The following is a 24,773-nucleotide window of genomic DNA, read 5'->3' on the forward strand; positions in this document are numbered from 1 at the left end:
CGATACAGAATCCCTCATGTTTCTAAGTATGAGATAGGGTATGGAGAGTAAACTGCTGTGTCTCCATCTTCCTCTCGCTTTAAAATGATAATAAAATCTGCCCCGTTACTTATATCTCCACGGGGAATTGGAATAATCAGGGGTGGGCATCTTAATGCATTACCATGTTCATTAAATTCCTCACGAAAGTTATTTAGAGCAAAATTCACGCGTTCATCTATAAGAGCAGACAATTTGTCCATTCCGCCTGTTTTTAAATCAAAATAATCAGGGTTGCTCTTTCGTTTCTCAATTAATCTCTCCTTGTATTCGGAGACTGTTAAAAAACAAAACTCCCAATCAAGAGGAAAGAGCCCTCCGCCTAACCAATAAATATGCATCATTTATCTCTCCTTCAATACGATTCTTTTATTTTACTGATACTTTTTAGCAACCACGTATTCAACAATAGGTAATATAATCATCGCTAAACCTAATAGACCTAATAAAAAAGCATTGATTGTCCCATTTATTAATTTATCGGCAGCTACAGCTACTACAATAAAGAATAGTAGAAGAAAGTAACTTATTTTAGAGCTTTTTTCTGTAATTCTTTGACCAAGTTCTTCCTCCTGTAATATGCCATCTTGGTCTATTTTATCTCCCCAGGTGATGGTAGAGAAAAACATCATCAATAACACCCCGATTGTACCTACCTCATTAAATCCCATCTCTTTTCCATTAGAAATCTTGAAAATGGAATAGCCTATTGCGATCAATGCAGCAATTCCGATTAACATGGCATTTATTTTTAGAGTTTTCATCTCTCATTCTCCTAATTAATTGAGTTAAATTTCTAGCTCATCTCGATCTTCTCCTGCAGAAACGGATAAAGGCTCACGGCAAGGTTGATGGTGAGAAATTGCTGACTGTTTGATAGGTTGGTCTCTAAGATTTCTTCCACTCTCTTTATCCTGTAGAGAAGTGTATTTGTATGAACATGGATGGCTTCTGCTGCTTCTTTTGCATTTTGGTTATATTCCAGATAGGCAAATAGGGAAGGGAGCAGTCCACCTTTTTTATTTTGATCATATCGGATGAGTGGACCAAGCGTTTCATATATAAATTCCATTAGCTCATCCTCCGTGTTTTGAAGAAGCAGCTGATGAACACCTAAGTCTTTATAGCTGACGACTTTGTTGTTCTCTCCGTAACTGCTCATGAACTGCAAGCATTTTGCCGCTTCCTGTAATGACTTTGTTGCTTTTTGCAGTGTTGGATGAATCCGGCCGATGCCAATTGACAACGCATCGCCCCATTTTTTGACCACATACTCGTGTTGGAGTTTTGAGACAAGCTCCTTTATTTGCGTTGTGGTATAAGAGACAGAAACCTTTTGTGGAAAGGTCATGAGCATAACGATTTGGTCATGGTTTCTGACGGCAATTCCTTTTATTTGATGATGTGAAAATATATGATTAGCCAACTGGATGAAATGCCGGCTGATGCTGGTTCGAAGCTGATCCTCTTCATCTATACGCAAGATGAGGGCAATATAATTTCCACTCGGATCAAAATGTAACTGCTTTGCTTTTTGAACGAGCGCATCATCCATTTTACCAGCAAGGAGGTCATTAATAAATTCACCATCTATCCGTTCTTTTGCTTCAAAAATAGCTTGCTCTTTCACTATTTCAAGTGAGATGACAGTGCACGCGTGTTCCAATGCTGCCAAATCGACGGCATCTATTTTCTCACTAGCTGCTACAACGAGTGAACCAAAAATTTCAGGCCTTGCACCAATAGTAAGTAGGTTTATGTATGGATAATGTGGGTTGATTGTTCTTTCAATGGAAGAACGCACGATTTCGGTGGTTTGCATTGTATTTTGAACTTTTTCCTTTAGCTTAAACAGTTTATCGTCATTCCAGCTTACATCATAGGCATGGGAGATGTTTTCCCCTAACTCGTCGAATAGGAAAACTTGATAGCCTGTGATTTCATGCAAATAACTGATAATAGATTGCAGTCCTTCTCCTTTTAATACGAGCGTCGCAAGATTTTTATGAATTTCGACTGAACGGGAAAGTATTTTGTTTTGATCGATGATTGTATTGTTTAATCTCTCCAATACTTTGACTGTCTGTTCCTGTTCTTGATATAGATTGGCTTTTTCTAATGCAACTGCAGCCTGATGTGCAATAGCATTAAGCAAATGAATATCCTGAGGCACAAACTGTAGGTTCGGATCAAAGGAATCAAGGGTAATAACTCCAATGCATTCACCGTTCGAAAGAATAGGTGAGCATATGGAAGAGTAGGGAAGCATCGGGACAGAGGCGTACATTAGCTTTGAATTTTTCTCAGATAAAGTAGCAGTAGCTTTTTCTACTTCCACTCTATTTTTGAAAATCAAACACTCTCGTGCATTGAAGGCTAAGCCTGTCATCGATTCGCCAGGTCGAAGGCGCACTTCGGATAGAGCTGTTGTGAAGCGTCTATTAGATCTGGGCAAAAGAACATTCTGCACCTTGTCATAGATAAATAAAACACCCCCGTGTGCTGCTTCTGTAATAGAAACTGTTTGGTCCATGATGGAATCTATTACCGTATCAATATCTAAAGTTGAATTCAATACATTCGAAACCTCGATTAAAGATTGCAGCTGGCGATGGCTCAATGTTTCTTTCATTTGGCGTCACCTCATATTCTAGATAATATTTATCAATTATAATAAATTTTCAAACTATTTTCTCTACTTTTTGTAGATTTACACAAAAATTTAGTGCTAATTTTGTTTTCAAAAACATAACAAATATTCAGAAAAGTTTTATAATGGTTCTTAACACAAAATTTTAGCCATCACACGATGTCGGGAAGGGGGCAATCATGATAAACCCGGAAAGATTATGGAGCCGGCTTGAACGTCTTGGAGAGATTGGTAAGGCGGAAGGCTGTGGAGTAATCCGCTTATCTTTTACAAAGGAATTACGGGAAGCAAAGGAATTGGTCACTTCTTATATGAAGGAAGCGGGTCTGCTAGTTTGGGAGGATGAAGTTGGCAACCTCATCGGCAGAAAAGAAGGGAAGAATCCAGACGCGAGTGTAGTTTTGACAGGGTCGCATATTGATTCCGTGTTCCATGGAGGAAATTTTGATGGGCCGCTTGGTGTTTTGGCTGCGATTGATGCATTGCAGAGTATGAACGAACAAGGAATTGAAACAGAGCATCCGATTGAAGTGATTGCTTTTACGGATGAAGAAGGCGCAAGATTTAGCTTTGGCATGATTGGCAGCCGCGGTGTTGCGGGCACGCTTACTGAGAAAGATTTAGAGCAAAGGGATAAAGAAGGAATCTCTATTGCGGAGGCGATGAAGGCTGATGGGCTGAATCCTGAATCTATCGGCCGGGCAGCTAGAAGACCAGAGAAAGTCAAAGCTTATATTGAACTACATATCGAACAAGGGAAAGTGCTAGAGACACAAAAACTGTCAGCGGGCATTGTGACAGGGATTGCAGGTCCTCTCTGGCAGAAATTCATCATTGAAGGGGAAGCAGGCCATGCAGGTGCAACTCCAATGGCTATTCGTCAGGATGCATTGGCAGCGTCAGCGAAAATAATGCTTGCGATTGAAACAGAAGCCGGTCGAAATGGCACAACAGTCGGTACAGTCGGTCAGCTGGATGTGAAGCCAGGTGGCATTAATATTATCCCAGGCAGAGCTGAGTTTACACTCGATTTGCGTGATACGGATGAAGCAGTGCGCGACGAGGTGGAAACACGAATTCGTGAACAAGCTTATGATATTTGTGAAAAGCAAGGAGTGCGCCTAACGATAGAAGATTTGCAGCGCGTTACACCGGTCCCATGTGCAGATTCAGTAAAGAAAGCAGTAGAAGAGGCATTTGACATAGTAGGACTTGAAAAAACATATCTTCCAAGTGGCGCCGGACATGATGGTATGCAGTTTAAAGATTTATGTCCAATGGGGATGGTTTTTATTCGCTCGAAGGATGGCATCAGCCATGATCCTGCTGAATGGAGTTCAAAGGATGATTGTGCGGACGGCGCGAACATTCTTTGCCAAACTCTTTTAATGCTAGCAGTCCAAAAAGTAAACGAAACGATAGATTAGTAGAAAAGGGGAGACATGACAATGAATGAGAGCGTAACAGTAGATTTAAATAAAGCAGCACAAGATTTGAGAGAGGATGTTATTAAATGGAGAAGACATTTGCATGAAAATCCGGAACTCTCTTTTGAAGAAGAAAAAACAGCAAAATTTGTGTATGACACGCTAGAATCGTTTGGCAACCTAGAGCTTTCTCGCCCAACAAAAACAAGTGTGATGGCTCGTTTAATTGGCCCTAATCCAGGCAAAACATTGGCACTAAGAGCGGATATGGATGCACTTCCTATCCATGAGGAAAACACTTTTGAATTTGCTTCCCAAGTGCCGGGCGTTATGCATGCTTGTGGTCATGATGGCCATACAGCTATGCTTCTAGGCGCAGCTAAAATTCTTTCTGGATTAAAAGATCAAATCAAAGGGGAAGTCCGTTTCTTCTTCCAGCATGCTGAAGAGCTGTTCCCAGGCGGCGCAGAAGAAATGGTGCAAGCAGGTGTAATGGATGGCGTTGATCTTGTCATCGGTACTCATTTATGGTCACCTCTTGAACTTGGAAAGATCGGTGTTGTATATGGCCCGATGATGGCAGCTCCTGATACGTTCTGGTTAACAGTCAACGGAAAAGGCGGGCATGCGGCTCTTCCGCATCAAACGGTTGACTCCATTGCAGTTGCAGCTCAGGTTGTAACGAATTTACAGCATATTGTATCACGCAATACAGATCCACTAGACAATCTAGTACTTTCTGTAACGCAATTTGTAGGTGGTACAACACATAATGTCATTCCTGGATCTGTGGATATTTGCGGTACTGTTCGCAGCTTTGATGCTGACCTTCGTAAAACCATTCCGGAAAAGATGGAACGCGTTATTAAAGGGATTACTGAAGCACATGAAGCGACATATGACTTCAAATATGAGTTTGGCTACCGTCCTGTGATTAACGATGAGGAAGTAACAGCAGTGATTGAGGAAACGGTGCGTGAAGTATTTGGCGAGGAAGCACTTGATCTGATGAAGCCAAATATGGGTGGCGAGGACTTTTCAGCTTACATGGAAAAAGCGCCAGGCTGCTTCTTCTATGTAGGTGCAGGTAATGAAGAAAAAGGAATCACTTATCCACACCACCATGCACGCTTTACAGTAGACGAAGATGCGCTTGAAATTGGAGTGAAAACATTCCTGCATGCGGTGTTTAAATTCTTAGGTAAATAAATAGTAAAAGTTAGAGCCGCTGGGTATCCGGCGGTTCTTATAAAATAAGGAGGTTACTCAATGAAACTGCATCATTTTCTTGCCCTAATCCCATTCGTCGGATTGCTAGGTGGCATTCCATTTGCTAATAAAGTGACACCGTATGTTTTCGGCATGCCTTTCCTTCTATTTTATGTGGTCTTATGGGTAGTGCTGAGTTCAGGTATTATGGCTATCGTCTTCAAATTAGACCCCGAGAATAAGAAGGAGGAAGTACAATGAATATTGCTTTAGTTATCATATTTGGTTTTTTATTGCTATCCATCTTCTTGGGCGTTCGAGCACAAAAAGGCAAGGATATGAACCTTGAACAATGGACAGTCGGCGGCCGCGGATTCGGCACTATCTTTGTCTTCTTGCTGATGGCAGGGGAAATTTATACGACCTTTACATTCCTTGGTGGTAGTGGCTGGGCATATGGTAAAGGTGGTCCAACATACTACATTCTAGGCTATGGCTGTTTGGCTTATATCATGTCGTACTGGTTATTGCCAGCCGTTTGGCGATATGCAAAAGACCACAAGCTGATGAGCCAATCGGATTTCTTTGTCAGCAAATATAAAAGCCCTTATCTAGGCGTATTTGTCTCACTTGTTGGTGTGGCAGCGCTTATTCCATACTTGGTCTTACAGCTTAAAGGTTTGGGGATTATTGTGGCTGAAGCATCTGGTGGCTCTATTTCTTCTACAGCTGCCATTTGGATTGGTGTAATTTCAGTAACTGTCTATGTCATGATTTCAGGTATTCACGGCTCTGCATGGACAGCGGTAATCAAGGATACGATGATACTCGGTATTGTCCTATTCTTAGGAATATATTTGCCGATGCATTATTACGGCGGTTTCCAGCCGATGTTCGAATCAATTGAAGCAGCAAAACCGGGCTTCCTTGCACTTCCAGATGCAGGCTTAAGTACCTCTTGGTTTATTTCAACAGTCTTATTGACTGCACTAGGCTTTTATATGTGGCCTCATACATTCGGTACGATCTACTCTGCCGAAAATGCACGTGTATTTAAGAAAAATGCTATTATCATGCCATTGTATCAGCTAGTATTATTATTTGTATTCTTTGTAGGGTTTGCCGCAATTCTTCAAGTGAAAGGCTTAGAAGGAGCAGATGGAGACCTAGCTTTATTAAAGCTTTCCATGCAAACCTTTGATCCATGGGTTGTCGGATTAATCGGTGCGGCAGGATTGCTGACTGCTATTGTTCCAGGTTCAATGATTATGATGTCTTCATCTACCTTGCTTGCTAAGAATGTTTATAAGGTATTTGTACCGTCAGCTACAGACCAACAAATTTCAAAATTAGCGAAAAACCTTGTGCCAGTTATGGCGATTGTTGCACTGTTCTTTACGTTCAAGGGTGGAGATACACTTGTTACATTACTGTTAATGGGCTATAGCCTAGTAACTCAATTATTCCCTGCACTTGTTTTCAGTCTTGGCAAAAAGAATCCAGTGACAAAGGCGGGTGCCTTCGCAGGGATTGCTGTCGGTGTATTCATGGTGGCCTACATTACAATCAGTGGCTCTACAATCGGAACACTCTTCCCATCATTGCCGCAATTTGTGAAGGATCTTAACGTGGGTGTAGTAGCGTTGATCGTCAATCTTATTGTGACATTTGGCGTAAGTGCTCTAACTAAAACGCAAGCTACTGTCGAGGATTCTGTTGATAAGCAAGTAGCTTAATAGCTATAATAATTAAAGTCTTTGGCCTCTTCGGAGGTTGAAGACTTTTTTGATGGGGTAATTTACCCTCGGTGAACGTCGATTTTCCACCGTTCTTGGGCAATTTACTACCGCTCCCACAACATTTACCACCGCTTTGAGGCAATTTACTACCGAAAGAAAGCAATTTAAGTCCCTAGCATCCTCTTGTAATTCACTCATACAGTACGGTGAGTAATAGGAGAAATAATAATTTCACTTATACTGTAATTCCAAAAGATATATTGGAAATAAAATATAATAAATATTCTAAAAATTATAGATTATCAAAAAATATTGTGTTACTATGATAAAAATTACAGTGACACTGTAATTTAAAAGCATTTCAAAGGATTAAGAAGAATATGATTTACAGTACTACTATAATTTTTTAGGAGTTAGCAACATGGAAGACATCTATAAGAAAATCAAAGAATTAAGGCAGCAAAAGAATTTGACATTAAAAGAGCTAAGCGAAGAGACGGGACTTTCATTAAGTTTTCTTTCACAAATTGAAAGAGGAACTTCTTCATTATCGATTACTTCGCTAAAGAAATTAGCAACTGCTTTGGATGTTCCTATGATCTACTTTTTTGAAGACGATAAAGTAAATCAGAATTATCTCATCAAAAAGCAGGAGCAAAAAACGTTAAAGGTAAATGGAGGAGAGCAGAAGTATATACGGTTATCGGGTGCATTTCCCGATCGCAAACTTGAACCGCTAATAGTAATTCTTCCCCCTCATCTGAAAGAAGAGCATAGCTATAGCCATTTAGGCGAAGAGCTTTACTATGTTTTAGAGGGTGAAGTAATATTTACGATCAATGGGGAGTCTTATCACCTGACAGCTGGGGACACAGTCCATTTTCCTTCAGAACTTTTGCATGCATGGGAAAATCCTACTTCAAATGAAACCAAGATTTTAAGCGTCTCAACACCTGTTATTTTTTAATTTAAAAAAGGGAGTGTAGATCAAATGAGAGTAGCAACAGATATCGGAGGAACCTTCACAGATTTAGTATACGTTGATGATAGCGGTGTTATTGGAATTGCAAAAAGTAATACGACTCCACCTAATTTTGAAAAAGGCGTTTTAGATGTAATGGAGAAGGCTGATGTTCAAAGTGGAGAGTTATCTACATTTATTCATGGTACTACCGTGATTATTAATGCTTTGACAGAACGTAAGGGTGCCAAAATGGGGTTAATTACTACAAAAGGTTTCCGCGACATCCTTGAAATTGCAAGGGGCAACAGACCGGATCTTTTTAACGTAAGATACGAAAAACCTGAACCGTTTGTTGAACGTCATTTACGCCTTGAGGTGGATGAACGCCTGAATTATAAGGGAGAGGTACTTTCACCGCTGAATCGCAAAGATATTGAAGAGTGTATACAGTACTTTAAAAGTGAAGGCGTCGAATCTATTGCTGTTTCTTACCTGCACTCCTATGTAAATTCAGCTCATGAAGAAGAGACTGTAAAAATAATTAAAGAACTATGGCCTGAAGTGTTTGTCACTGCATCAAGTGATATTACAAAAGAATGGCGTGAATATGAACGAACGAATACAGCAGTTCTAAATGCATATGTGCAACCGGCAGCTACCACATATGTGGATAAGCTGGATAGAGAATTACAAAAACAAACAAAGAGCGATCAGCGTTACATTATGCAATCAAATGGTGGGACAACGAAGTTTAACAATGCAAAGGAAGCGCCTATCAATATGGTTGAATCAGGACCCGTTGCTGGTATCTTTGGGGCTGCTGTGTTAGGTGAATTAATTGGAGAAAAGAATATTATTGCATTTGATATCGGCGGGACAACGGCTAAATGTTCACTAATCGAAAATGGAGAAGTGAAGGTTTCAACAGATTACTATATTGAAAGAGACAGCCGTAACGCGGGCTACCCTATAAAGGCACCTGTAGTTGATATCGTGGAAATCGGCAATGGAGGCGGTTCGATTGCATGGATCGATAATGCAGGTTCTCTAAAAGTAGGGCCTCAATCAGCTGGAGCTCTGCCAGGACCAGTGGCGTATGGATTAGGCGGCACTGAGCCGACTACTACGGACGCTAATTTATTGGCTGGTCGCTTATCACCTAAGAATTTTGATTACGATGTAGATATGGATGAAGTGCGAGAAGCCATTCAAACAAAAGTCGGCAATCAATTTGGCATTACAGCTGAAGAAGCTGCTTTAGGCATTATTCGTATTGCCAATTCGAATATGTTGAATGCTTTAAAGTTAATCTCCATCCGTAAAGGGTATAACCCGCAAGATTTCACTTTATTAGCCTTTGGCGGAGGTGGCTCTATGCATGCGCCTGCTCTTGCTCTTGAACTCGGTGTGAAAAAAGTCGTTGTCCCAATCGCATCTCCGGTATTCTCCGCATGGGGCATGCTGATGACGGACTTGAGACATGATTATATTCAAACCTATATCAAGCGAATGAATGAACTATCTTTAGATGAAATAACTGCACAGTGGGATGAAATTGAGAATCACGCACTTCGTCATTATGTGGATGAAGGCATGACAGAGGATAAAGTAGAGTTCCATCGTTTCGCAGATATGCGTTACCTAGGTCAAGAACACACGGTAAAGGTACCAGTCCCTGTGGGAAAATGGTCTGAAGAAGATAAGAGAGACATTATTGAGAGATTCCATACTCTTCATGAAAAGAACTATACATTTAAATTAGAAGATTCTCCGACTGAAATTGTTAATTTGCACGTAACAGCTTTCGGTAAAGTACCTAAGCCGGTCATTGCAAAAATTGAACGGATAGGGACAGTCCTAGAAGCTCGGAAAGAATTCCGTGCAGTTTACTTTGAGGAGAAAGGATGGATCAATACACCAGTTTATGATCGTGAAAAGCTCCCATCTAATAAGGTCATTAAGGGACCTGCTGTAGTTGAAGAAAAAGCGGCTGTGACGGTTATTTATGAAGGCCAGCAACTGCATTTAGACACCTACGGAAACATCATTATCGAAATGGAGGAAAAGTAATATGATTACTTCTGTGAAAGTGGACCCGTTTACGCTGGAAATTGTGAAAGATTCTCTTTTGGCGGCAGGGGATGAAATGTTTATCGCTCTTGCTCGAACATCGATGAGCCCAATCATTTATGAAGTGTTAGATTATGCAAGTGGTTTAACAGACGCAAAAGGTAATCTTCTTACACAAGGTAATGGTGTCACAGGCTTCATCGGGATGCTTACATTTATGGTAAAAGAAACAATCAAAAAGTATCCCGGCGAAAAAATAAAGCCCGGCGATGTGTTTATTATCAATGATCCATACAATGGTGGGGGCTCCCATCTATCGGATGTAGGGCTTGTAATGCCAATCTTTTATGAGGGAGAGCTGATTGCTTTTTCTGCTAACAAGGCTCACTGGACAGAAGTAGGGGGGAAAGACCCGGGCTCGTTTACGAATGATGCTGTTGATATTTTTCAAGAAGGCCTGCAATTTAATTGTATTAAGCTTTATGATGAAGGCCGCCTAAATGAGGCAATCGTTGAAATCATTCGTTCTAATGTCCGTTTCCCAGACCTTTCATTAGGTGATATGTGGGCTCAGGTAGCTGCTTTGCGTACAGGCGACCGCCGTATAAAGGAATTGTGTGAAAAACACAGTAAGGAAACTATCGTAGCAGCGATTAATTATCTCTTAGATCATGGTGAAACCATCTCAAGACAAGAGATTAAAAAACTACCTAAGGGTGTTTTTGAGGCTGAAGATTTTATTGATACGGATGGAATCGGCAATGGCCCATTCAAGATTAAAGTAAAAGTAACGATTACAGATGATGAATTTATATGTGATTTCCGAGGAAGCAGTCCGCAAGTTCCTGGTCCAGTAAACTGTTCATACACGGGTCTGATGTCAGCTGTGCGTACAATTTTCTTAGCTATTACGAACCCTGAACAAGATGTGAATGATGGTGTCTTTAGGCCGCTCCAAGTAATTGTTGATCCAAAATCGATTATGTCGGCTGAGCGTCCTGTTCCAGTGTCAAACTACTTCGAGACATTATTAGGAGGTATGGACTTAGTCTGGAAAGCATTAGCTTCGCATCTTCCAAATCGCCTGACTGCAGGGCATCATTTGTCTGTATGCGCTGTAACTCTGTCAGGTAATCATCAAGATACTGACGAGCCATTCCTAATTGTAGAACCATCCGTTGGTGGATGGGGAGGCGGACAGGGCCAAGACGGAGCTTCTGGTCAATTCTGTATGGCTGATGGAGAAACCTATAATGTCCCGGTTGAAGTGGCAGAAACTCGTTATGGTGTGTTGATTGATGAATACAGCCTTCGAGCGGATGGAAATGGTGCCGGTGCAGGGGAATACATTGGCGGAAAAGGGGTCATTCGTTCATATCGTGCATTAACAGATGGACAAGCTGCTACAGTAACCTTTGGGCGTAATAAATTTTATCCTTGGGGTATGAACGGCGGTAACGAAGGCTCGCCAAATGAATTTTATATTCATAAAGCTAGTGGCGAAGTAGACGGACCATATGGTGTGTATCCGCGTTATAAACTACAAAAAAATGATGTGATCCGCTTAATGACTGGAACAGGCGGAGGCTACGGAAGCCCGAAAAAACGCCCGGCAGAACAAGTAGCCAAAGACGTGAAAAATGGATATTTCACCATTGAAGAAGCGAAGGAACACTTCCAAGTGGAAGTAAATCCGATTACCTTTGACTATAAAGAGCTCCCTAGAAGATCATAATTGGAGGAATGAGTATGAAAATCGAACAACCAATGATTACAGAGGATATTGTACAGGTTCTCTTCCAAAATCAGTTTCAAGATGCAGAAGTAAAGTTTGGCTATGTTACCATACCAGCCGGTGAACGGCTTCCTTTAGAGGGAACGACTGTTCATGAAGAGCATGAATACTCCTTTATTATTAAAGGTTCTTTATCTGGCGAAAGTGGTGGAAATCCATACAAGATTCAAGCAGGTGAAGCCTCCTATATTCCAGCAGGCGAATACCATTGGTGTGTAGGCGGAGAAAATGATTGCGAATTAGTATATGCCTTAGTGAAATCTAAGTAATGCAAAGAGAGAATAGAAGCTTTTACAAGTTTTCTATTCTCTCATTTTTTAAAAATGAAAAGGGGGAAACATATGGCACAACCGAATACAGTAGAGGTGGCGGAAAAAACAAACAAAACGAGTGCTGAAGGTTTTATGGAACAAGACCAAGCGTTGGATTCAATTCCAGAATCCCAGCGTCAGCATTGGCTGACACCAGCCATGATTTTTGGCGGTTTAGAATTTACCATTCCGGTTTTGATGGTAGGAGCTTCTCTTGCTGCTAGCTTTGGATTGTCTACCATTCTTGTGATACTGATTATTTCACTATTCGGTATTCAGTGGATTGGAAATACGCTTCAAGGATATATCGGCGCTAAAACAGGAAGAGCCTCTTCCGTTATAGCGAAGACGAGCTTTGGATCTGTGCAAGCAAAAGTCTTAGTCGGATTGACGATTTTCCTTGTTTCACTTGGCTGGTGGGCAGTTCAAACGGCAGTTGCGGGGAATGCTATATCAGCTATGTTTGGGATTGATTATAAGAATAACTGGATTGGATGGGCCATTGTAACAGTTATTTGTGGTTTACTCTTTGCATTGCCTTCTATTATTGGCTATAGCTCAATGAAATGGACAGATTATATCGCTGTACCAGCAGGCTTACTTTTGATTGCAGGAGGGATATACTATGCCTTAAAGAATACAGGGTGGGAAACCATTAGTTCCTGGCATCCTGAGCCTACCATGTCTATATGGGCAGCTATCAGCCTTGTTATTGGGGTGAATGTTTCTCAGTGGGTGATCGCATCAGATTACACGCGCTATGCAAAACCTACTTGGAAGGATAACTTTATCATTCCGAGTGGCATCGTATTAGTTGGATTCCCTCTTTTCATTGTCGGAGCAATAATGGCAGTAGGCGTAGGTGATGCTGATATTGTGAATGTGATGATGGGCATGGGTTTTCCGATTTGGGGATTTCTAATCCTATGGTTTGCTACATGGACCTCACAGCTTGTAAATAATTATAGCATGGGTCTCGCCTTAGCAAATGTTTTGAATGTAAATTCCGGTAAGGGGCGTGCGCTTTTAACATTATTAGGAACAATACTCGCTATAATAGTCGCGCTATTGGGAATACTCGACCACTTTATGGACTTCTTGTATTTAACTGCTCTATTGTATCCAGCAATCGGTGGAGTAATGATGGCGGACTTCTTCATGATTCGTAAACAGGAGTGGGAAGATAAGAATGGATGGAACTGGATGGCAACGATCGCTTTAGTTGCCGGTATCTTTGTTGGCTATTTGACGCAATATGTATATAATGTAGGGCTCCCAGCAGTCCAATCGCTATTGGTTTCTGCGATTGTCTATATAATTGCTATGCGTGTTAAAAAGAATATTGCACCTGACCATTTTACTGTTTAATGATGAATAAATTAAAACCCAAGATTGCTATTTCTACAGCAATCTTGAGTTTATTTTTAATTCCAATGAAATGGCGGAATAAAATCGAATGATACAAATAAGAAATAGGTGATTGCCACAAACAGAAGATAAATTATCATAAATAAAAGAGTGATAATATACTCTCTTTTATCTCTAGCAAATAACCACTCCATAAAACCGCGGAACAGATTCAGTATAATCAAATAAAGCAGCACAATTAAAAAGGTATACTTAGAAAAAAGTACGATTGAAATGAAGAAAAGTCCAAGCAGCGTCCATTCTAAACGTTTATGTAGTAGATTGATAGGCTTATAAATATAACCATTTCTTTTGACGTTAAAGGTTTTTCGAAGTAGATATTCGATAACCCAACCGCCAACTAATAATAAGGTAAGGAAAATTAAGAATTTCATCATAAAGTACCCTCCTTCGTATAGGAGTATTGTGTTTTAAGAATTACTCATCTCATGCAGCCGAACTTTCTTCATGAACTTCAGCGTCTTCTTTTGCTTTAAAAATAGAAAACAAGTAGCAGCCTGCAATGACGATGATGCTGCCGATCACTTGGATGAACGTCATTCGTTCTCTTAAAAGTAAAAAAGATAAGATGGCTGTAAAAATAGGATTGAAATTCAAGAAAAGGCCAGCAGTTGTTGCGCCGATTTTTTGTACGCCAATATTCCAAAGCACCATACATAGGACTGTAGAGATCAGCCCGGTATAAAAAAGGGCACCCAAGAAGGATGGATTGACATTGGTGATGTGGAAGTCAGCCACATTAAAAGGAATTATGGCGATTAGCCCAAAAATACCTGAATACAAGGTAGCCATTAACGGTGTGGTTTTCGCCATCGCCCATTTACTAAAAACAGAATAAAGCCCCCAAATCAGAACAGCCGCAATCATCCACAAATCACCCACATTGAATTGAAAGGCGAGAAGTAAGCCTAATTTCCCTTTTGTCAGTACAAGCAAAACGCCAAAGAAAGAGAAGGCCATTGCGAGTGTTTGTAATGGAGCAATCCGCTCTTTTAATAGAAAAAAAGAAAAGACAGCGATTGAAATGGTATTAAGTGTGGAGATTAACCCAACATTTGTCGCCGAAGTATGTTCGAGCGCTAAAAATTGAAAAATATTAAATAACACCACGCCTGTCACCCCCATCAGTATAAGGGGTAGAATGGCACTTTTTGATGGCAGTAGCTTCTTTTCTTTCCACCATACAAAAGGTAGGAGACAAAGTACAGCAATCAACCATCTTAAGGTAGTCAAGGTAATGGGGCTAGCATGGTCTACAAGTGATTTTCCCACTACAAAATTCCCCGCCCATAGAAAACTCGTCAATAACAATAAACATACATACAACATAGGCAAGGTAGCCAGCTCCTTTATTTAAGTATAGCTAATTATAACAAGCATTTCTGAATTTTGAATAAATAAAATTACCCATATAAAGGACACTCTATATTCCAATGTCCATCAAAGAATTATCACAGTCATAAAAAAACATGCTATATGCCTCTTCTGCTAAATGGTTATACCACTTTTATCTGATATCTATGAAGGATTATTGATATTCTCTGAAAGAATTCGGTTCTAATAGACTTTCCTCATCAATATAATAGGTCAAACATTTGAACGAATTTTATTGATGAGAAGAGGTGCATAAAGATGAATCCATTGAAACTTGTAGATGTTTATCGCGGGAAAAAGATAGAAAGCTCTCATTTTGGACATGTAGCAGTTGTTGATTCGGCAGGTACATTACTATATGCAGCGGGTGACCCATATCGAGAAACCTATGCTCGTTCTGCAGTGAAACCGTTGCAAGCTATGCCGATTGTGGAAACGGGAGCAGCGGATCGATATGGGCTAAGTGAACAGGACCTCTCCTTATGTTGTGCATCACATAGCGGAGAAGCACAGCATACCGATCGCGTTTTAGCGATGTTAAAAAGGACAGGCATAGAAGAAGCATTCTTGCAATGCGGCACCCATATTCCTCATTCGCAGGAAACTTATAAACAGCTCATGGCAGCCGGAAAGGAACTGACCCCTTTATATAATAATTGTTCAGGGAAGCATACAGGCATGCTAGTGACAGCAAAGCATAACAGTGAATCACTGGAAGACTATTATTTACCTGATCACCCTGTCCAACAACGTATCATGAAGGTGATTTCTGAGGTGACTGAGTATCCAATTGAAAAAATAAAGATTGGGATAGACGGTTGTGGAGTGCCGGTACATGCATTGCCATTAGAACGATTAGCATATGGATTTGCAAGAATGACTCGTCCAAACACATTTTCAGACAGCCGGACCGAAGCGGTTAATCGAATCACTACCGCTATGATGAAATATCCGGAAATGGTTGGTGGGACGGCCCGTTTTTGTACAGATTTTATGAAAGCTGCCGCAGGAAGAATGTTTGGAAAAGCAGGAGCCGAGGCTGTGTACTTAATTGGCGATAAAGAAACTGGCGTCGGCATTGCTATAAAGGTAGAAGACGGGAACAGCAGGGCCGTTTATCCAACAGCATTAGAGGTACTGAGACAGCTGGATTTATTAGATCAAGAACAATTGAATCATTTAAGGCAATATCATCAGCCAGTTTTAAAAAATGCCCGACAAGAGGATATAGGGCAACTTGTTCCATCTTTTATTTTGCGAAAGTGTTAGAAGCAGGGAAAATAAAAATGTCGAGGGGGAAGGGAAATGTTTAAGAAAAGATGTCTATTTGTATGGTTAACTAGTTTATTGGCAGTACTCCTTGTGCTTGCAGGGTGTTCTGGTTCCACAAGCAAAGAACCTAATCCATCCAAGAATGCAAATCCTAAAAACCAATCGCTTGCAAAGAAAGAAGGCAACTCTCTTACGATTGCCATTAAAGATAATCTTGTGAGCATGGATCCACAAGACACAAATGATACACTGTCTGGTTCCATTCAATCCACCCTGTTAGAAGGACTTGTTGGCTTTGATAAGGATATGAAAATGATTCCTGTATTGGCGGAAAGCTATAAAGCTAGTAAAGATGCAAAAGAAATCACCTTCAATCTGAGAAAAGGAATAAAGTTTCACGATGGTGCTCCATTTAATGCAAAAGCTGTAAAGGTCAATATCGATCGTGTAGCAAATCCGGATAATAAATTAAAACGTTATAGCATGTTCGAGCTTGTGGAGAAAACAGAAGCGATCGATGATTACACCTTCAAGGTGACATTAAAGAAACCATTTGGTGCAATGCTGAATAACTTCGCACATCCAGCGGCAAGAATCATGAGCCCTAAAGCCATTAAAAAGTATGGAAAAGATGTTGCAACACATCCAGTTGGCACAGGTCCATTCAAATTTTCTGAGTGGGATCAAAGTGATCATTTAACAGTTGTGAAAAATCCAGATTACTGGCAAGCAGGATTGCCGAAAGTTGATGATATAAAGTTTAAACCAGTGCCGGAAAATGGTGCGCGTGTAGCCATGCTTCAAACAGGCGAAGCTGATTTCATTTATCCAATTCCAACTGAACAAGCTGCTCAAATAAACGGTAAAAACGGAATTGTAGTTGAAAATAAGCCATCCATTGTGGCCCGGTATATGTCGATGAATACCACGAAGAAACCATTTAATGATGTGCGAGTACGCCAGGCAATTAACTATGCTATCAATAAGGAAGCATTTTTAAAAGTGGTTTACCGCGGATATGGAAGTGAAATGGACTCCATTATTCCAGAAGGTCTCCAATTCTATTCTAAGCAAACACCATATCCTTATGATCTTGAAAAAGCAAAAAAATTGTTAAAAGAAGCAGGATACGAGAATGGTTTTGAAACAAAAGTATGGGGCGCGAACAACTCGGATGCTATGAAGGCAATGGAATTTATACAACAGCAACTGAGCCAAGTCGGTATTAAAGTAAACGTGGTCCCGATGGAATCCGGGACACTTTCAGATAAAATTTGGTCTGTGCAAAATGCAAAAGATGCTGAGGTAGAGCTTTACTATGGCGGTTGGTCTTCTTCTACAGGTGATGCAGACTGGGGAATCCGCCCACTGTTAGCGGGTGATTCAGCTCCTCCAACATCTTATAACGTATCATATTATGAAAATAAAAAAGTAGATGAATTAATTGATGCAGGCCTTCAAACAGCAGACCAAGAAAAACGCAAAGAAGCCTATGCTGAAATGCAAGAAATTATTTGGAAGGATGCTCCATGGGCGTATCTCATGGTTGAAGATACAATGGCAGGCAAAAAGAATTACTTGGAAGGCGTCTATTTACTTCCCGATGGTGCGCTCAGCGCAAGTGAAGCTGAAATTAAAAGATAACACATAGTGAAGAGCGCTAGTTGCAAAATTAGCGCTCACTATTATAAGAACCTTTACTAACAATCTTCGAGGGGGAGGATTATGTTTCACTATACGATTAAGCGCTTATTAGGGATTATTCCAACTCTCTTCATTGTCTCTATTTTTATATTTATGTTTGTGCATATGATTCCAGGAGATCCTGCAAGACTAGTAGCAGGACCTGATGCGAGCTATAAAGATGTAGAGCTTGTACGGCAAGAATTAGGTCTAGATCAACCAAAAGTTAAACAATACTTTGTATATCTAGGAAAAATACTACAGGGCGATTTAGGTACATCAATGAAAACCAAAAGACCTGTATTTGATGAGATAGTGGACAGATTTATGCCCACCTTCTGGTTAACAATTTGGAGTATGGTGTGGGCAATTGTTTTTGGATTGCTGATAGGAGTCATTTCAGCCACAAAGCGAAACAAGTGGCAAGATTACACAGGGATGTTTGGCGCTGTTTCAGGGATCTCGTTGCCATCCTTTTGGCTGGGTTTAATGCTCATTCAATTATTTTCAGTAAAGCTTGGATGGTTTCCAACAGGAGGAATTGAGTCTTGGAAAAGCTATATTCTTCCTTCAGTCACTTTAGGAGCAGGAGTAGCTGCTGTTATAGCGCGTTTTACACGATCTTCTTTAATGGACATTCTAAGAGAAGATTATATTCGGACTGGAAGGGCGAAGGGGCTTAAAGAAAATGTAGTGGTGTGGAATCATGCTTTAAAGAATGCCATGATACCAGTAATAACGATGACTGGATTACAGTTTGGCTTTTTATTGGGAGGATCTATTGTCGTGGAAACTGTATTTAGTTGGCCTGGATTAGGACGTTTGTTAATTGATTCAGTATCGTTTCGCGATTATCCGGTCATTCAAGCAGAAATGCTGCTTTTTGCATTAGAGTTCATTTTGATTAATCTAATTGTGGATGTTTTATATGGGATGATGAATCCGCAAATTCGCTATAAATAATAAATAGGGGGTAGAGAGTTGAAAAATGGTACTGTGGATCTTCATTTAAAAGATGGCCGACAAGAAGCCGAAAAAGTCCGAACCCCGTTTTTAGAGTTCTGGAGAAAATTTAAGAAACAGCGTATTGCTATGATTGCTGCCTTTTTTATTGGATTCTTATTTATTGTGGCGCTATTAGGTCCATTTATTGCACCATATTCAGCTGTAGAGCCGGATTATGAAAATATTTTGAGTTCACCGTCCATGCAACATTTAGCTGGCACAGATGCATTTGGAAGAGACATCTTTAGCAGAATTATCGAAGGAACAAGAATTTCTCTTTTTGTCGGATTAAGCTCTGTATTTTTCAGTGCTGTTCTTGGAACAATTTTAGGCTTAGTCAGTGGTTATTATGGTGGCTGGCTCGATAATATGATTATGCGAATTTGTGATGTTTTATTTGCCTTTCCCGGTATTTTACTAGCCATTGGGATTATCGCTATTTTAGGACCAGGATTAGGAAATGTCGTGATTGCTGTTGCTATTTTTGGTATACCGACTTTTGCGCGAATTGTCAGAAGCAGTACTCTCTCGATTAAAGAAACGTTGTATGTTGAATCAGCCAGGTCAGTTGGAGCATCAGCAAAAAGGATTATATTTAAACACATTTTCCCCAGCACCCTCTCAAGTATCATTGTCTATTTTACGATGCGAATTGGCACAGCGATTTTAACAGCTGCAAGTCTGAGCTTTTTAGGATTGGGTGCACAGCCGCCATCTCCAGAATGGGGTGCCATGCTCAGTGCAGGGAGAGATTTTCTAAACACGGCTCCCCATGTTACGTTTTTCCCCGGTCTATCCATATTTATTACGGTTCTTGCTTTTAATTTGTTAGGTGATGGATTACGAGATGCGCTCGATCCGAAGATGAAAGATTAATAGATAGGGAGCGATCATATGAGTAATAGGTTATTAGAGATATCTAATTTAAAAACTTATTTTTTCGTTGATAATCAACAAATACCTGCAGTGAATGGCGTTGACCTATTTATCAATGAAGGAGAGACACTGGGCATTGTGGGTGAATCCGGATGTGGTAAAAGTGTAACGTCGCTTTCTGTTATGGGCTTGCTTGGTCATACACCTGGTAAAGTCGTAGATGGATCTATCAGGTTTAAAGATAGTGATCTTTTAACCCTGCCAGAAGACAAAATGCGTAAAATACGAGGCAATGAAATAGCTATGATCTTTCAAGAACCTATGACATCACTTAATCCAGTTTATAAAATAGGTCAACAAATTGGAGAGGCAGTTAGGCTACACTTGAAGTATGACAAGAAAAAAACGCGAGAACACGTCATCAATATGTTAAAGCTTGTTGGGATACCTAGAGCGGAGGAGATTATCGATGAATTTCCCCACCAACTTTCCGGCGGCATGAGACAGAGAGTAATGATTGCGATGGCCATGTCTTGTAATCCTACATTATTAATAGCAGACGAACCAACAACCGCATTAGATGTAACCATACAGGCTCAAATATTAGAAATCATGAAAAAAGTGAAACAAGAAAAGGGAACAGCTATGATGCTGATCACTCATGATTTAGGGGTAGTGGCCGAAATGTGTGATCGTATTGTCGTTATGTACGCGGGCAAGGTGGTAGAAGAGGCGGATGTCTTTGAACTATTTGAAAATCCGAAACATCCTTATACAAAGGGCTTGTTAAATTCTGTTCCAAAATTAGGATTGAAATCAGAGCGGCTTACGTCTATTCCGGGTAATGTTCCGACTCCTGCTAATATGCCAAAGGGCTGCAAATTTGCTCCGCGTTGCATAGAAGTAATGGAGATTTGTAAAACGGAAGATCCAGAGTTGAGCCAGATTTCGAATGGACATCAGTGTCGCTGTTTCCTTTATGAAGATGAATTTGTAAAGGAGGCAAAGTAAATGACAGAGCTCTTATTGGAAGTCAAAAATCTAAAAAAACATTTTCCAGTCAACAAAGGTTTGTTTGGGCAGAAAAAGTCTTTTGTTCGAGCAGTGGACGGAGTATCGCTTACTATCGAAAAAGGAGAGACGTTAGGGTTAGTTGGGGAAAGTGGATGCGGCAAGTCTACGATTGGACGAATGATTACAAGACTGCTTGCACCGACTGAGGGAGAAATCTTGTTTGACGGAAGAGATCTTAGTAAGTTAAACGACAAACAAATTCGAGAAGCAAGAAAAGAATTACAAATGATCTTTCAGGATCCATATGCCTCCTTAAATCCACGAATGACGATAGGCGAAACTATTGCTGAGCCCTTAATTGTTCATAATATGATGAACAAAAAAGACAGAATAAAAAAAGTACATGAATTATTAGAATGTGTTGGGCTTACATCCTATCACGCCAATCGTTATCCACATGAATTCAGTGGTGGACAAAGGCAACGAATTGGGATTGCGCGAGCACTTGCTGTCAATCCGAAATTGATAGTAGCAGATGAACCTGTGTCTGCATTGGATGTGTCCATTCAATCGCAAGTGTTGAATCTCATGCAAGATTTACAAGAGGAATTTGGGTTAACTTATCTCTTCATATCTCATGATTTAAGTGTTGTCGAACATATCAGTGATCGGGTAGGTGTAATGTATCTTGGTAAATTAGTAGAGATTGCTCGGAAGGAAACATTGTACGAGAATCCAAAGCATCCATACACCAAAGCCTTAATGTCTGCCGTTCCAATAGCTAATCCGCGTATAAAAAAAGAACGAATTGTTTTGCAAGGAGATATACCAAGCCCATCAAATCCACCAACTGGTTGTACATTCCACCCTCGCTGTAATGCCTGTATGGAAATATGCAAAATCGAAGTTCCTGTATTAAAGGAAACTTCTCCAGGCCATTTTTCTGCTTGTCATTTATATTGAAAAGAGATAGTCTTCAATTTATATAATAGACAAATTTTGGTGGTGAAAAGAAATGGGCAGAGTTAGGCTACGTGATCTAGGTATTAAAATAGGTAGATTTCAAACCGGAAAACATAATTCGATAACAGATGTTTCGGGTGTGAAGGTGGGACATGTTACCCTTTCCTATAATAATGAAGACGGACATGCCATTCGAACAGGGGTAACAGTTATCCTGCCTCATACTGATTCTCTCTTCGAAGAAAAAGTTTTAGGGAGCTCATATGTGATTAATGGATTTGGCAAGACGGTAGGGACCATCCAGCTACAGGAATTGGGTGTAATTGAAAGCCCCATTATGCTAACAAATACGCTATCTGTTCCGGCAGTCTTAGATGGAACCATTCGTTATCTTCTCAGGCAAAATCCGCAAATTGGCGATACAACCGGCACTGTCAATGTCATTGTAGGAGAATGCAACGATGGGTATCTGAATGATATTCGCGGCATGCATGTTGCACCAGAACATGCCATTCAAGCAATTCAGAATGCTGAGAGTGGGATCGTGGAAGAAGGATGCGTTGGTGCAGGGACAGGTATGTCTTGCTTAGGTTATAAAGGAGGCATTGGGACAAGCTCAAGAGAAGCCTCCTTTGGGGATAATCTGTATACAGTTGGAGCTTTAGTCGTGAGCAATTTTGGTGAAAAAAAAGATTTGCGCATACCGGGTGACGGCCGATTCGCGAAAGCGGAAGAGAACAAAGAAAGAATGCCAGATGGCTCTATTATGATAGTCCTTGCAACAGATGCTCCTTTAAATGAAAGGCAGTTGCAACGATTAGCGAAACGCGCTGCCTTTGGTCTTTCGAGAACTGGGTCTTATGCATCCCATGGAAGCGGAGATATCGTTATTGCCTTTTCTACAGCGCATCGTATTCCTCATAAGCTGCCACCTAACCAGGAATGCAACACATTTCACTTTTTGCGAGAGGATGGCCAGCTGATCTCCCAACTTTTTGAAATGGCGGTGGACACTGTGGAAGAAGCTATTTGGAATTCTATCTGTAAAGCCACCACTACCGAGGGTAACAAGGGAAAGGTGAAAGAGGAAGTTCCTTATGAAGTTTTAATGGGGCTTAAAGGATGGAATAGTTAGTTGTACTTATTAACTTAATATTGAAGCTCCCTATTTGGTAGACAGTTAATCTGTTTATTGAATGGGGATTTTTTTATGTCTGAAAAATTATTATAGGAGGAGGTATGTGATCTAGTTTTGGTTTCAAGCCGATCTATTTTAAATGCTCATCATTATTATGAAATGAAAGCATTTACATTTTTACTATTCAAAATATATTGACAAATAAAAGTATCGTTATTTATAATTTAATCAATATTCCTTTTAACAGAATTTAATTCCGCTATGCGGAAAGAGGGGGCAAAGAAGCGCTTATAGCTTTTAATAGGGGAACAGGTTTGGTTCTATTAGACTTCAAACATATCTTGGGGGTGCGGTTAATGGAGAAAATGGAAACACACGAACAGTTAAACCGTTCGATGAAAAAACGCCATTTATTTATGCTTTCACTAGGCGGCGTTATCGGGACCGGGCTTTTTTTGAATGCAGGTTTTACGATTAATCAAGCAGGAGCCGGGGGAGCTATTATTGGCTATTTGATTGGCGGTTTGATTTTGTATATGGTTATGGTTTGCTTGGGGGAGCTTGCTGTTCATATGCCAGTTACTGGTTCGTTTCAAAAGTACGCAGCTAAATACATTGGGCCATCTGCGGGTTTCTCACTAGGATGGATGTATTTTGTGGGTTCAGCTGCAACTGCAGGTGTTGAATTTACAGCTGCAGGCATGATTATGAAGCATTGGTTTCCTCATACGCCAGTTTGGATTTGGTGTGCTGCATTTATTGTGCTTTTATTCACTTTAAATGCGTTAACAACGAAAGGATTTGCTGAGGCGGAGTATTGGTTCGCGGGGATAAAGGTAGTAGCTGTGATTGCATTTATTCTTATTGGCATCGCAGGAATCTTTGGTTTCATTCCTTTATCTGACCGCTCAACTCCCTTTATGACGAATTTAGCGCCGACCGGTCTTTTCCCGGCAGGTATTGCCATTGTCTTTGTTACCATGATGAATGTTATTTTCTCCTACCAAGGGTCAGAATTAATTGGAATTGCTGCAGGTGAAAGTGAAGAGCCGGAAAAAAATATTCCGAAAGCGATTCGCAATGTTCTTTTTAGAATAATCGTTTTCTACATTTCATCGATCATTATTCTTTCCGCTATTTTCCCTTCTTCTGAATTAGGATTATTGGAAAGTCCATTTGTTACTCTAATGAAAATAGCCGGTGTGCCATATGCGGCGGGCATTATGAATTTTATTATTTTAACTGCTATCTTATCAGTAGGAAATTCCTGTCTGTATGCTTCAACACGTTTATTATGGTCAATGGCTCACGATGGAATGGCTCCTAGAGTCTTCGGAAAATTAACTAAGAGAAAAGTTCCACTCAATGCCCTTATATTCACCATCTCTTTTTCGCTTTTATCTTTATTAACAAGCTTCATAGCAGCTGACACAGTATTTGTTTTATTGATGTCTATAGCCGGAATATCGGTCACTATTTCCTGGATGGGTATTGCTTTATCTCAATATATGTTCCGTCGAAAGTTCCTAAAAGGGGGAGGGAAGCTGACGGATTTAAAATACAAGGTTCCATTATATCCAATCGTCCCGTTATTTTGTTTTGGATTTTGTTTCTTTATTCTTATCTTTCTTGCCTTTGATCCTACCCAGAGACTGGGTGTGTTTTATGGCGTAGGTTTCTTAATTGCTTGTGTATTGTTTTATAAATTTAAGTTGGCGAAGAAAGTGGTGACAAAAGAAGAGGAGTTTACTGAACAAACCATTGTACAAATAACTGAACAAGAATCATAGCCATAATAAAAAGCAATGAGTTATTA

General features: G+C 40.3%; 22 protein-coding genes. 17 read left to right on the forward strand and 5 right to left on the reverse strand.

The annotated features are described in order from the left end of the window. Nucleotides 1-14 precede the first annotated feature (14 nt). Genes M2M59_RS02320 through M2M59_RS02330 form a run of 3 tightly spaced genes read right to left on the reverse strand, consistent with a single transcriptional unit; the run spans nt 15 to nt 2,671 of the window. Nucleotides 15-380, reverse strand: coding sequence for a hypothetical protein (locus M2M59_RS02320; protein WP_249775355.1), 366 nt, complete (start codon nt 378-380; stop codon nt 15-17). A 33-nt stretch (nt 381-413) separates the two neighbouring features. Next, complete coding sequence (locus tag M2M59_RS02325; protein ID WP_249775356.1) at nt 414-803, reverse strand: hypothetical protein; 390 nt, start codon at nt 801-803, stop codon at nt 414-416. A 32-nt stretch (nt 804-835) separates the two neighbouring features. Next, complete coding sequence (locus M2M59_RS02330; RefSeq protein ID WP_249775357.1) at nt 836-2,671, reverse strand: helix-turn-helix domain-containing protein; 1,836 nt, start codon at nt 2,669-2,671, stop codon at nt 836-838. A gap of 197 nt (nt 2,672-2,868) precedes the next feature. Here M2M59_RS02330 and M2M59_RS02335 point away from each other — a divergent pair, with 197 nt between their 5' ends. The 9 genes from M2M59_RS02335 (at nt 2,869) to M2M59_RS02375 (ending at nt 13,572) form a co-directional block, all read left to right on the forward strand. After that, nucleotides 2,869-4,116 carry a Zn-dependent hydrolase gene (locus M2M59_RS02335; protein ID WP_249775358.1) on the forward strand — a complete coding sequence of 416 codons (1,248 nt, stop codon included), beginning with the start codon at nt 2,869-2,871 and terminating at the stop codon, nt 4,114-4,116. A gap of 21 nt (nt 4,117-4,137) precedes the next feature. Next, nucleotides 4,138-5,325 carry a M20 family metallopeptidase gene (locus M2M59_RS02340; protein WP_249775359.1) on the forward strand — a complete coding sequence of 396 codons (1,188 nt, stop codon included), beginning with the start codon at nt 4,138-4,140 and terminating at the stop codon, nt 5,323-5,325. Nucleotides 5,326-5,385: 60 nt separating this feature from the next. Then, the gene (locus M2M59_RS02345; RefSeq protein ID WP_147195214.1) at nt 5,386-5,586 is read left to right on the forward strand and encodes a DUF3311 domain-containing protein; all 201 of its coding nucleotides are present in this window, start codon (nt 5,386-5,388) and stop codon (nt 5,584-5,586) included. Further along, complete coding sequence (locus M2M59_RS02350) at nt 5,583-7,061, forward strand: sodium:solute symporter family protein (protein ID WP_249775360.1); 1,479 nt, start codon at nt 5,583-5,585, stop codon at nt 7,059-7,061. The genes M2M59_RS02345 and M2M59_RS02350 overlap by 4 nt, the downstream gene beginning before the upstream one ends. Nucleotides 7,062-7,485: 424 nt before the next feature. After that, nucleotides 7,486-8,031, forward strand: coding sequence for a helix-turn-helix domain-containing protein (locus M2M59_RS02355; protein ID WP_249775361.1), 546 nt, complete (start codon nt 7,486-7,488; stop codon nt 8,029-8,031). A 24-nt stretch (nt 8,032-8,055) separates the two neighbouring features. Then, nucleotides 8,056-10,098, forward strand: a complete 2,043-nt coding sequence (locus tag M2M59_RS02360; protein WP_249775362.1) for a hydantoinase/oxoprolinase family protein — start codon at nt 8,056-8,058, stop codon at nt 10,096-10,098. 1 nt (nt 10,099) lies between these two features. Beyond that, complete coding sequence (locus M2M59_RS02365) at nt 10,100-11,833, forward strand: hydantoinase B/oxoprolinase family protein (RefSeq protein ID WP_249775363.1); 1,734 nt, start codon at nt 10,100-10,102, stop codon at nt 11,831-11,833. A 14-nt stretch (nt 11,834-11,847) separates the two neighbouring features. Beyond that, nucleotides 11,848-12,162 (forward strand): cupin domain-containing protein, encoded by a 315-nt coding sequence (locus tag M2M59_RS02370; protein ID WP_244946659.1) that lies wholly within the window; start codon nt 11,848-11,850, stop codon nt 12,160-12,162. 72 nt (nt 12,163-12,234) lie between these two features. Further along, nucleotides 12,235-13,572: a cytosine permease gene (locus M2M59_RS02375; RefSeq protein ID WP_147195204.1), complete on the forward strand. Its 1,338-nt coding sequence runs from the start codon at nt 12,235-12,237 to the stop codon at nt 13,570-13,572. Between the two features lie 56 nt (nt 13,573-13,628). Here M2M59_RS02375 and M2M59_RS02380 read toward each other — a convergent pair whose 3' ends face one another. Together M2M59_RS02380 and M2M59_RS02385 are read right to left on the reverse strand one after the other, a co-directional pair. Next, a complete protein-coding gene (locus M2M59_RS02380) occupies nt 13,629-14,009 on the reverse strand; it encodes a DUF4181 domain-containing protein (RefSeq protein ID WP_249775364.1) in 381 nt (126 codons plus the stop codon). Nucleotides 14,010-14,058: 49 nt separating this feature from the next. Continuing rightward, entirely contained in the window at nt 14,059-14,961 is a 903-nt protein-coding gene (locus M2M59_RS02385) for a DMT family transporter (protein ID WP_249775969.1), read from the reverse strand. A 303-nt stretch (nt 14,962-15,264) separates the two neighbouring features. On the opposite strand from M2M59_RS02385, the gene M2M59_RS02390 reads away from it, so the two are divergent. The 8 genes from M2M59_RS02390 to M2M59_RS02425 all read left to right on the forward strand — a co-directional run bounded on the left by M2M59_RS02390 (nt 15,265) and on the right by M2M59_RS02425 (nt 24,747). Next, nucleotides 15,265-16,275 carry an asparaginase gene (locus tag M2M59_RS02390; RefSeq protein WP_249775365.1) on the forward strand — a complete coding sequence of 337 codons (1,011 nt, stop codon included), beginning with the start codon at nt 15,265-15,267 and terminating at the stop codon, nt 16,273-16,275. A 36-nt stretch (nt 16,276-16,311) separates the two neighbouring features. Continuing rightward, nucleotides 16,312-17,922: a glutathione ABC transporter substrate-binding protein gene (locus M2M59_RS02395; RefSeq protein WP_249775366.1), complete on the forward strand. Its 1,611-nt coding sequence runs from the start codon at nt 16,312-16,314 to the stop codon at nt 17,920-17,922. 81 nt (nt 17,923-18,003) lie between these two features. Continuing rightward, entirely contained in the window at nt 18,004-18,924 is a 921-nt protein-coding gene (gene gsiC / locus M2M59_RS02400) for a glutathione ABC transporter permease GsiC (RefSeq protein ID WP_249775367.1), read from the forward strand. A gap of 33 nt (nt 18,925-18,957) precedes the next feature. Further along, complete coding sequence (gene nikC, locus M2M59_RS02405) at nt 18,958-19,842, forward strand: nickel transporter permease (RefSeq protein ID WP_249775970.1); 885 nt, start codon at nt 18,958-18,960, stop codon at nt 19,840-19,842. An 18-nt stretch (nt 19,843-19,860) separates the two neighbouring features. Continuing rightward, nucleotides 19,861-20,853: an ABC transporter ATP-binding protein gene (locus tag M2M59_RS02410; RefSeq protein ID WP_249775368.1), complete on the forward strand. Its 993-nt coding sequence runs from the start codon at nt 19,861-19,863 to the stop codon at nt 20,851-20,853. Then, the gene (locus M2M59_RS02415; RefSeq protein WP_249775369.1) at nt 20,854-21,819 is read left to right on the forward strand and encodes an ABC transporter ATP-binding protein; all 966 of its coding nucleotides are present in this window, start codon (nt 20,854-20,856) and stop codon (nt 21,817-21,819) included. Nucleotides 21,820-21,871: 52 nt separating this feature from the next. After that, nucleotides 21,872-22,954 (forward strand): DmpA family aminopeptidase, encoded by a 1,083-nt coding sequence (locus M2M59_RS02420; RefSeq protein WP_249775370.1) that lies wholly within the window; start codon nt 21,872-21,874, stop codon nt 22,952-22,954. Nucleotides 22,955-23,313: 359 nt separating this feature from the next. Then, nucleotides 23,314-24,747 (forward strand): amino acid permease, encoded by a 1,434-nt coding sequence (locus M2M59_RS02425; protein ID WP_249775371.1) that lies wholly within the window; start codon nt 23,314-23,316, stop codon nt 24,745-24,747. The last annotated feature ends 26 nt before the right edge of the window (nt 24,748-24,773 follow it).

Source organism: Rummeliibacillus sp. G93 (assembly GCF_023515935.1).
Lineage (GTDB): Bacteria > Bacillota > Bacilli > Bacillales_A > Planococcaceae > Rummeliibacillus > Rummeliibacillus stabekisii.

Excerpts from the sequence above, each read along its gene's own strand:
- M2M59_RS02330 (WP_249775357.1), bottom strand. The coding sequence starts at position 2,671 with ATGAAAGAAACATTGAGCCATCGCCAGCTGCAATCTTTAATCGAGGTT.
- M2M59_RS02390 (WP_249775365.1), top strand. The coding sequence starts at position 15,265 with ATGAATCCATTGAAACTTGTAGATGTTTATCGCGGGAAAAAGATAGAA.
- M2M59_RS02370 (WP_244946659.1), top strand. The coding sequence starts at position 11,848 with ATGAAAATCGAACAACCAATGATTACAGAGGATATTGTACAGGTTCTC.
- M2M59_RS02410 (WP_249775368.1), top strand. The coding sequence starts at position 19,861 with ATGAGTAATAGGTTATTAGAGATATCTAATTTAAAAACTTATTTTTTC.
- M2M59_RS02350 (WP_249775360.1), top strand. The coding sequence starts at position 5,583 with ATGAATATTGCTTTAGTTATCATATTTGGTTTTTTATTGCTATCCATC.
- M2M59_RS02340 (WP_249775359.1), top strand. The coding sequence starts at position 4,138 with ATGAATGAGAGCGTAACAGTAGATTTAAATAAAGCAGCACAAGATTTG.
- M2M59_RS02380 (WP_249775364.1), bottom strand. The coding sequence starts at position 14,009 with ATGATGAAATTCTTAATTTTCCTTACCTTATTATTAGTTGGCGGTTGG.
- M2M59_RS02325 (WP_249775356.1), bottom strand. The coding sequence starts at position 803 with ATGAAAACTCTAAAAATAAATGCCATGTTAATCGGAATTGCTGCATTG.
- M2M59_RS02345 (WP_147195214.1), top strand. The coding sequence starts at position 5,386 with ATGAAACTGCATCATTTTCTTGCCCTAATCCCATTCGTCGGATTGCTA.
- M2M59_RS02320 (WP_249775355.1), bottom strand. The coding sequence starts at position 380 with ATGCATATTTATTGGTTAGGCGGAGGGCTCTTTCCTCTTGATTGGGAG.
- M2M59_RS02425 (WP_249775371.1), top strand. The coding sequence starts at position 23,314 with ATGGAGAAAATGGAAACACACGAACAGTTAAACCGTTCGATGAAAAAA.
- M2M59_RS02415 (WP_249775369.1), top strand. The coding sequence starts at position 20,854 with ATGACAGAGCTCTTATTGGAAGTCAAAAATCTAAAAAAACATTTTCCA.
- gsiC (WP_249775367.1), top strand. The coding sequence starts at position 18,004 with ATGTTTCACTATACGATTAAGCGCTTATTAGGGATTATTCCAACTCTC.
- M2M59_RS02395 (WP_249775366.1), top strand. The coding sequence starts at position 16,312 with ATGTTTAAGAAAAGATGTCTATTTGTATGGTTAACTAGTTTATTGGCA.
- M2M59_RS02420 (WP_249775370.1), top strand. The coding sequence starts at position 21,872 with ATGGGCAGAGTTAGGCTACGTGATCTAGGTATTAAAATAGGTAGATTT.
- M2M59_RS02360 (WP_249775362.1), top strand. The coding sequence starts at position 8,056 with ATGAGAGTAGCAACAGATATCGGAGGAACCTTCACAGATTTAGTATAC.
- M2M59_RS02335 (WP_249775358.1), top strand. The coding sequence starts at position 2,869 with ATGATAAACCCGGAAAGATTATGGAGCCGGCTTGAACGTCTTGGAGAG.
- M2M59_RS02375 (WP_147195204.1), top strand. The coding sequence starts at position 12,235 with ATGGCACAACCGAATACAGTAGAGGTGGCGGAAAAAACAAACAAAACG.
- M2M59_RS02365 (WP_249775363.1), top strand. The coding sequence starts at position 10,100 with ATGATTACTTCTGTGAAAGTGGACCCGTTTACGCTGGAAATTGTGAAA.
- M2M59_RS02355 (WP_249775361.1), top strand. The coding sequence starts at position 7,486 with ATGGAAGACATCTATAAGAAAATCAAAGAATTAAGGCAGCAAAAGAAT.
- M2M59_RS02385 (WP_249775969.1), bottom strand. The coding sequence starts at position 14,961 with ATGTTGTATGTATGTTTATTGTTATTGACGAGTTTTCTATGGGCGGGG.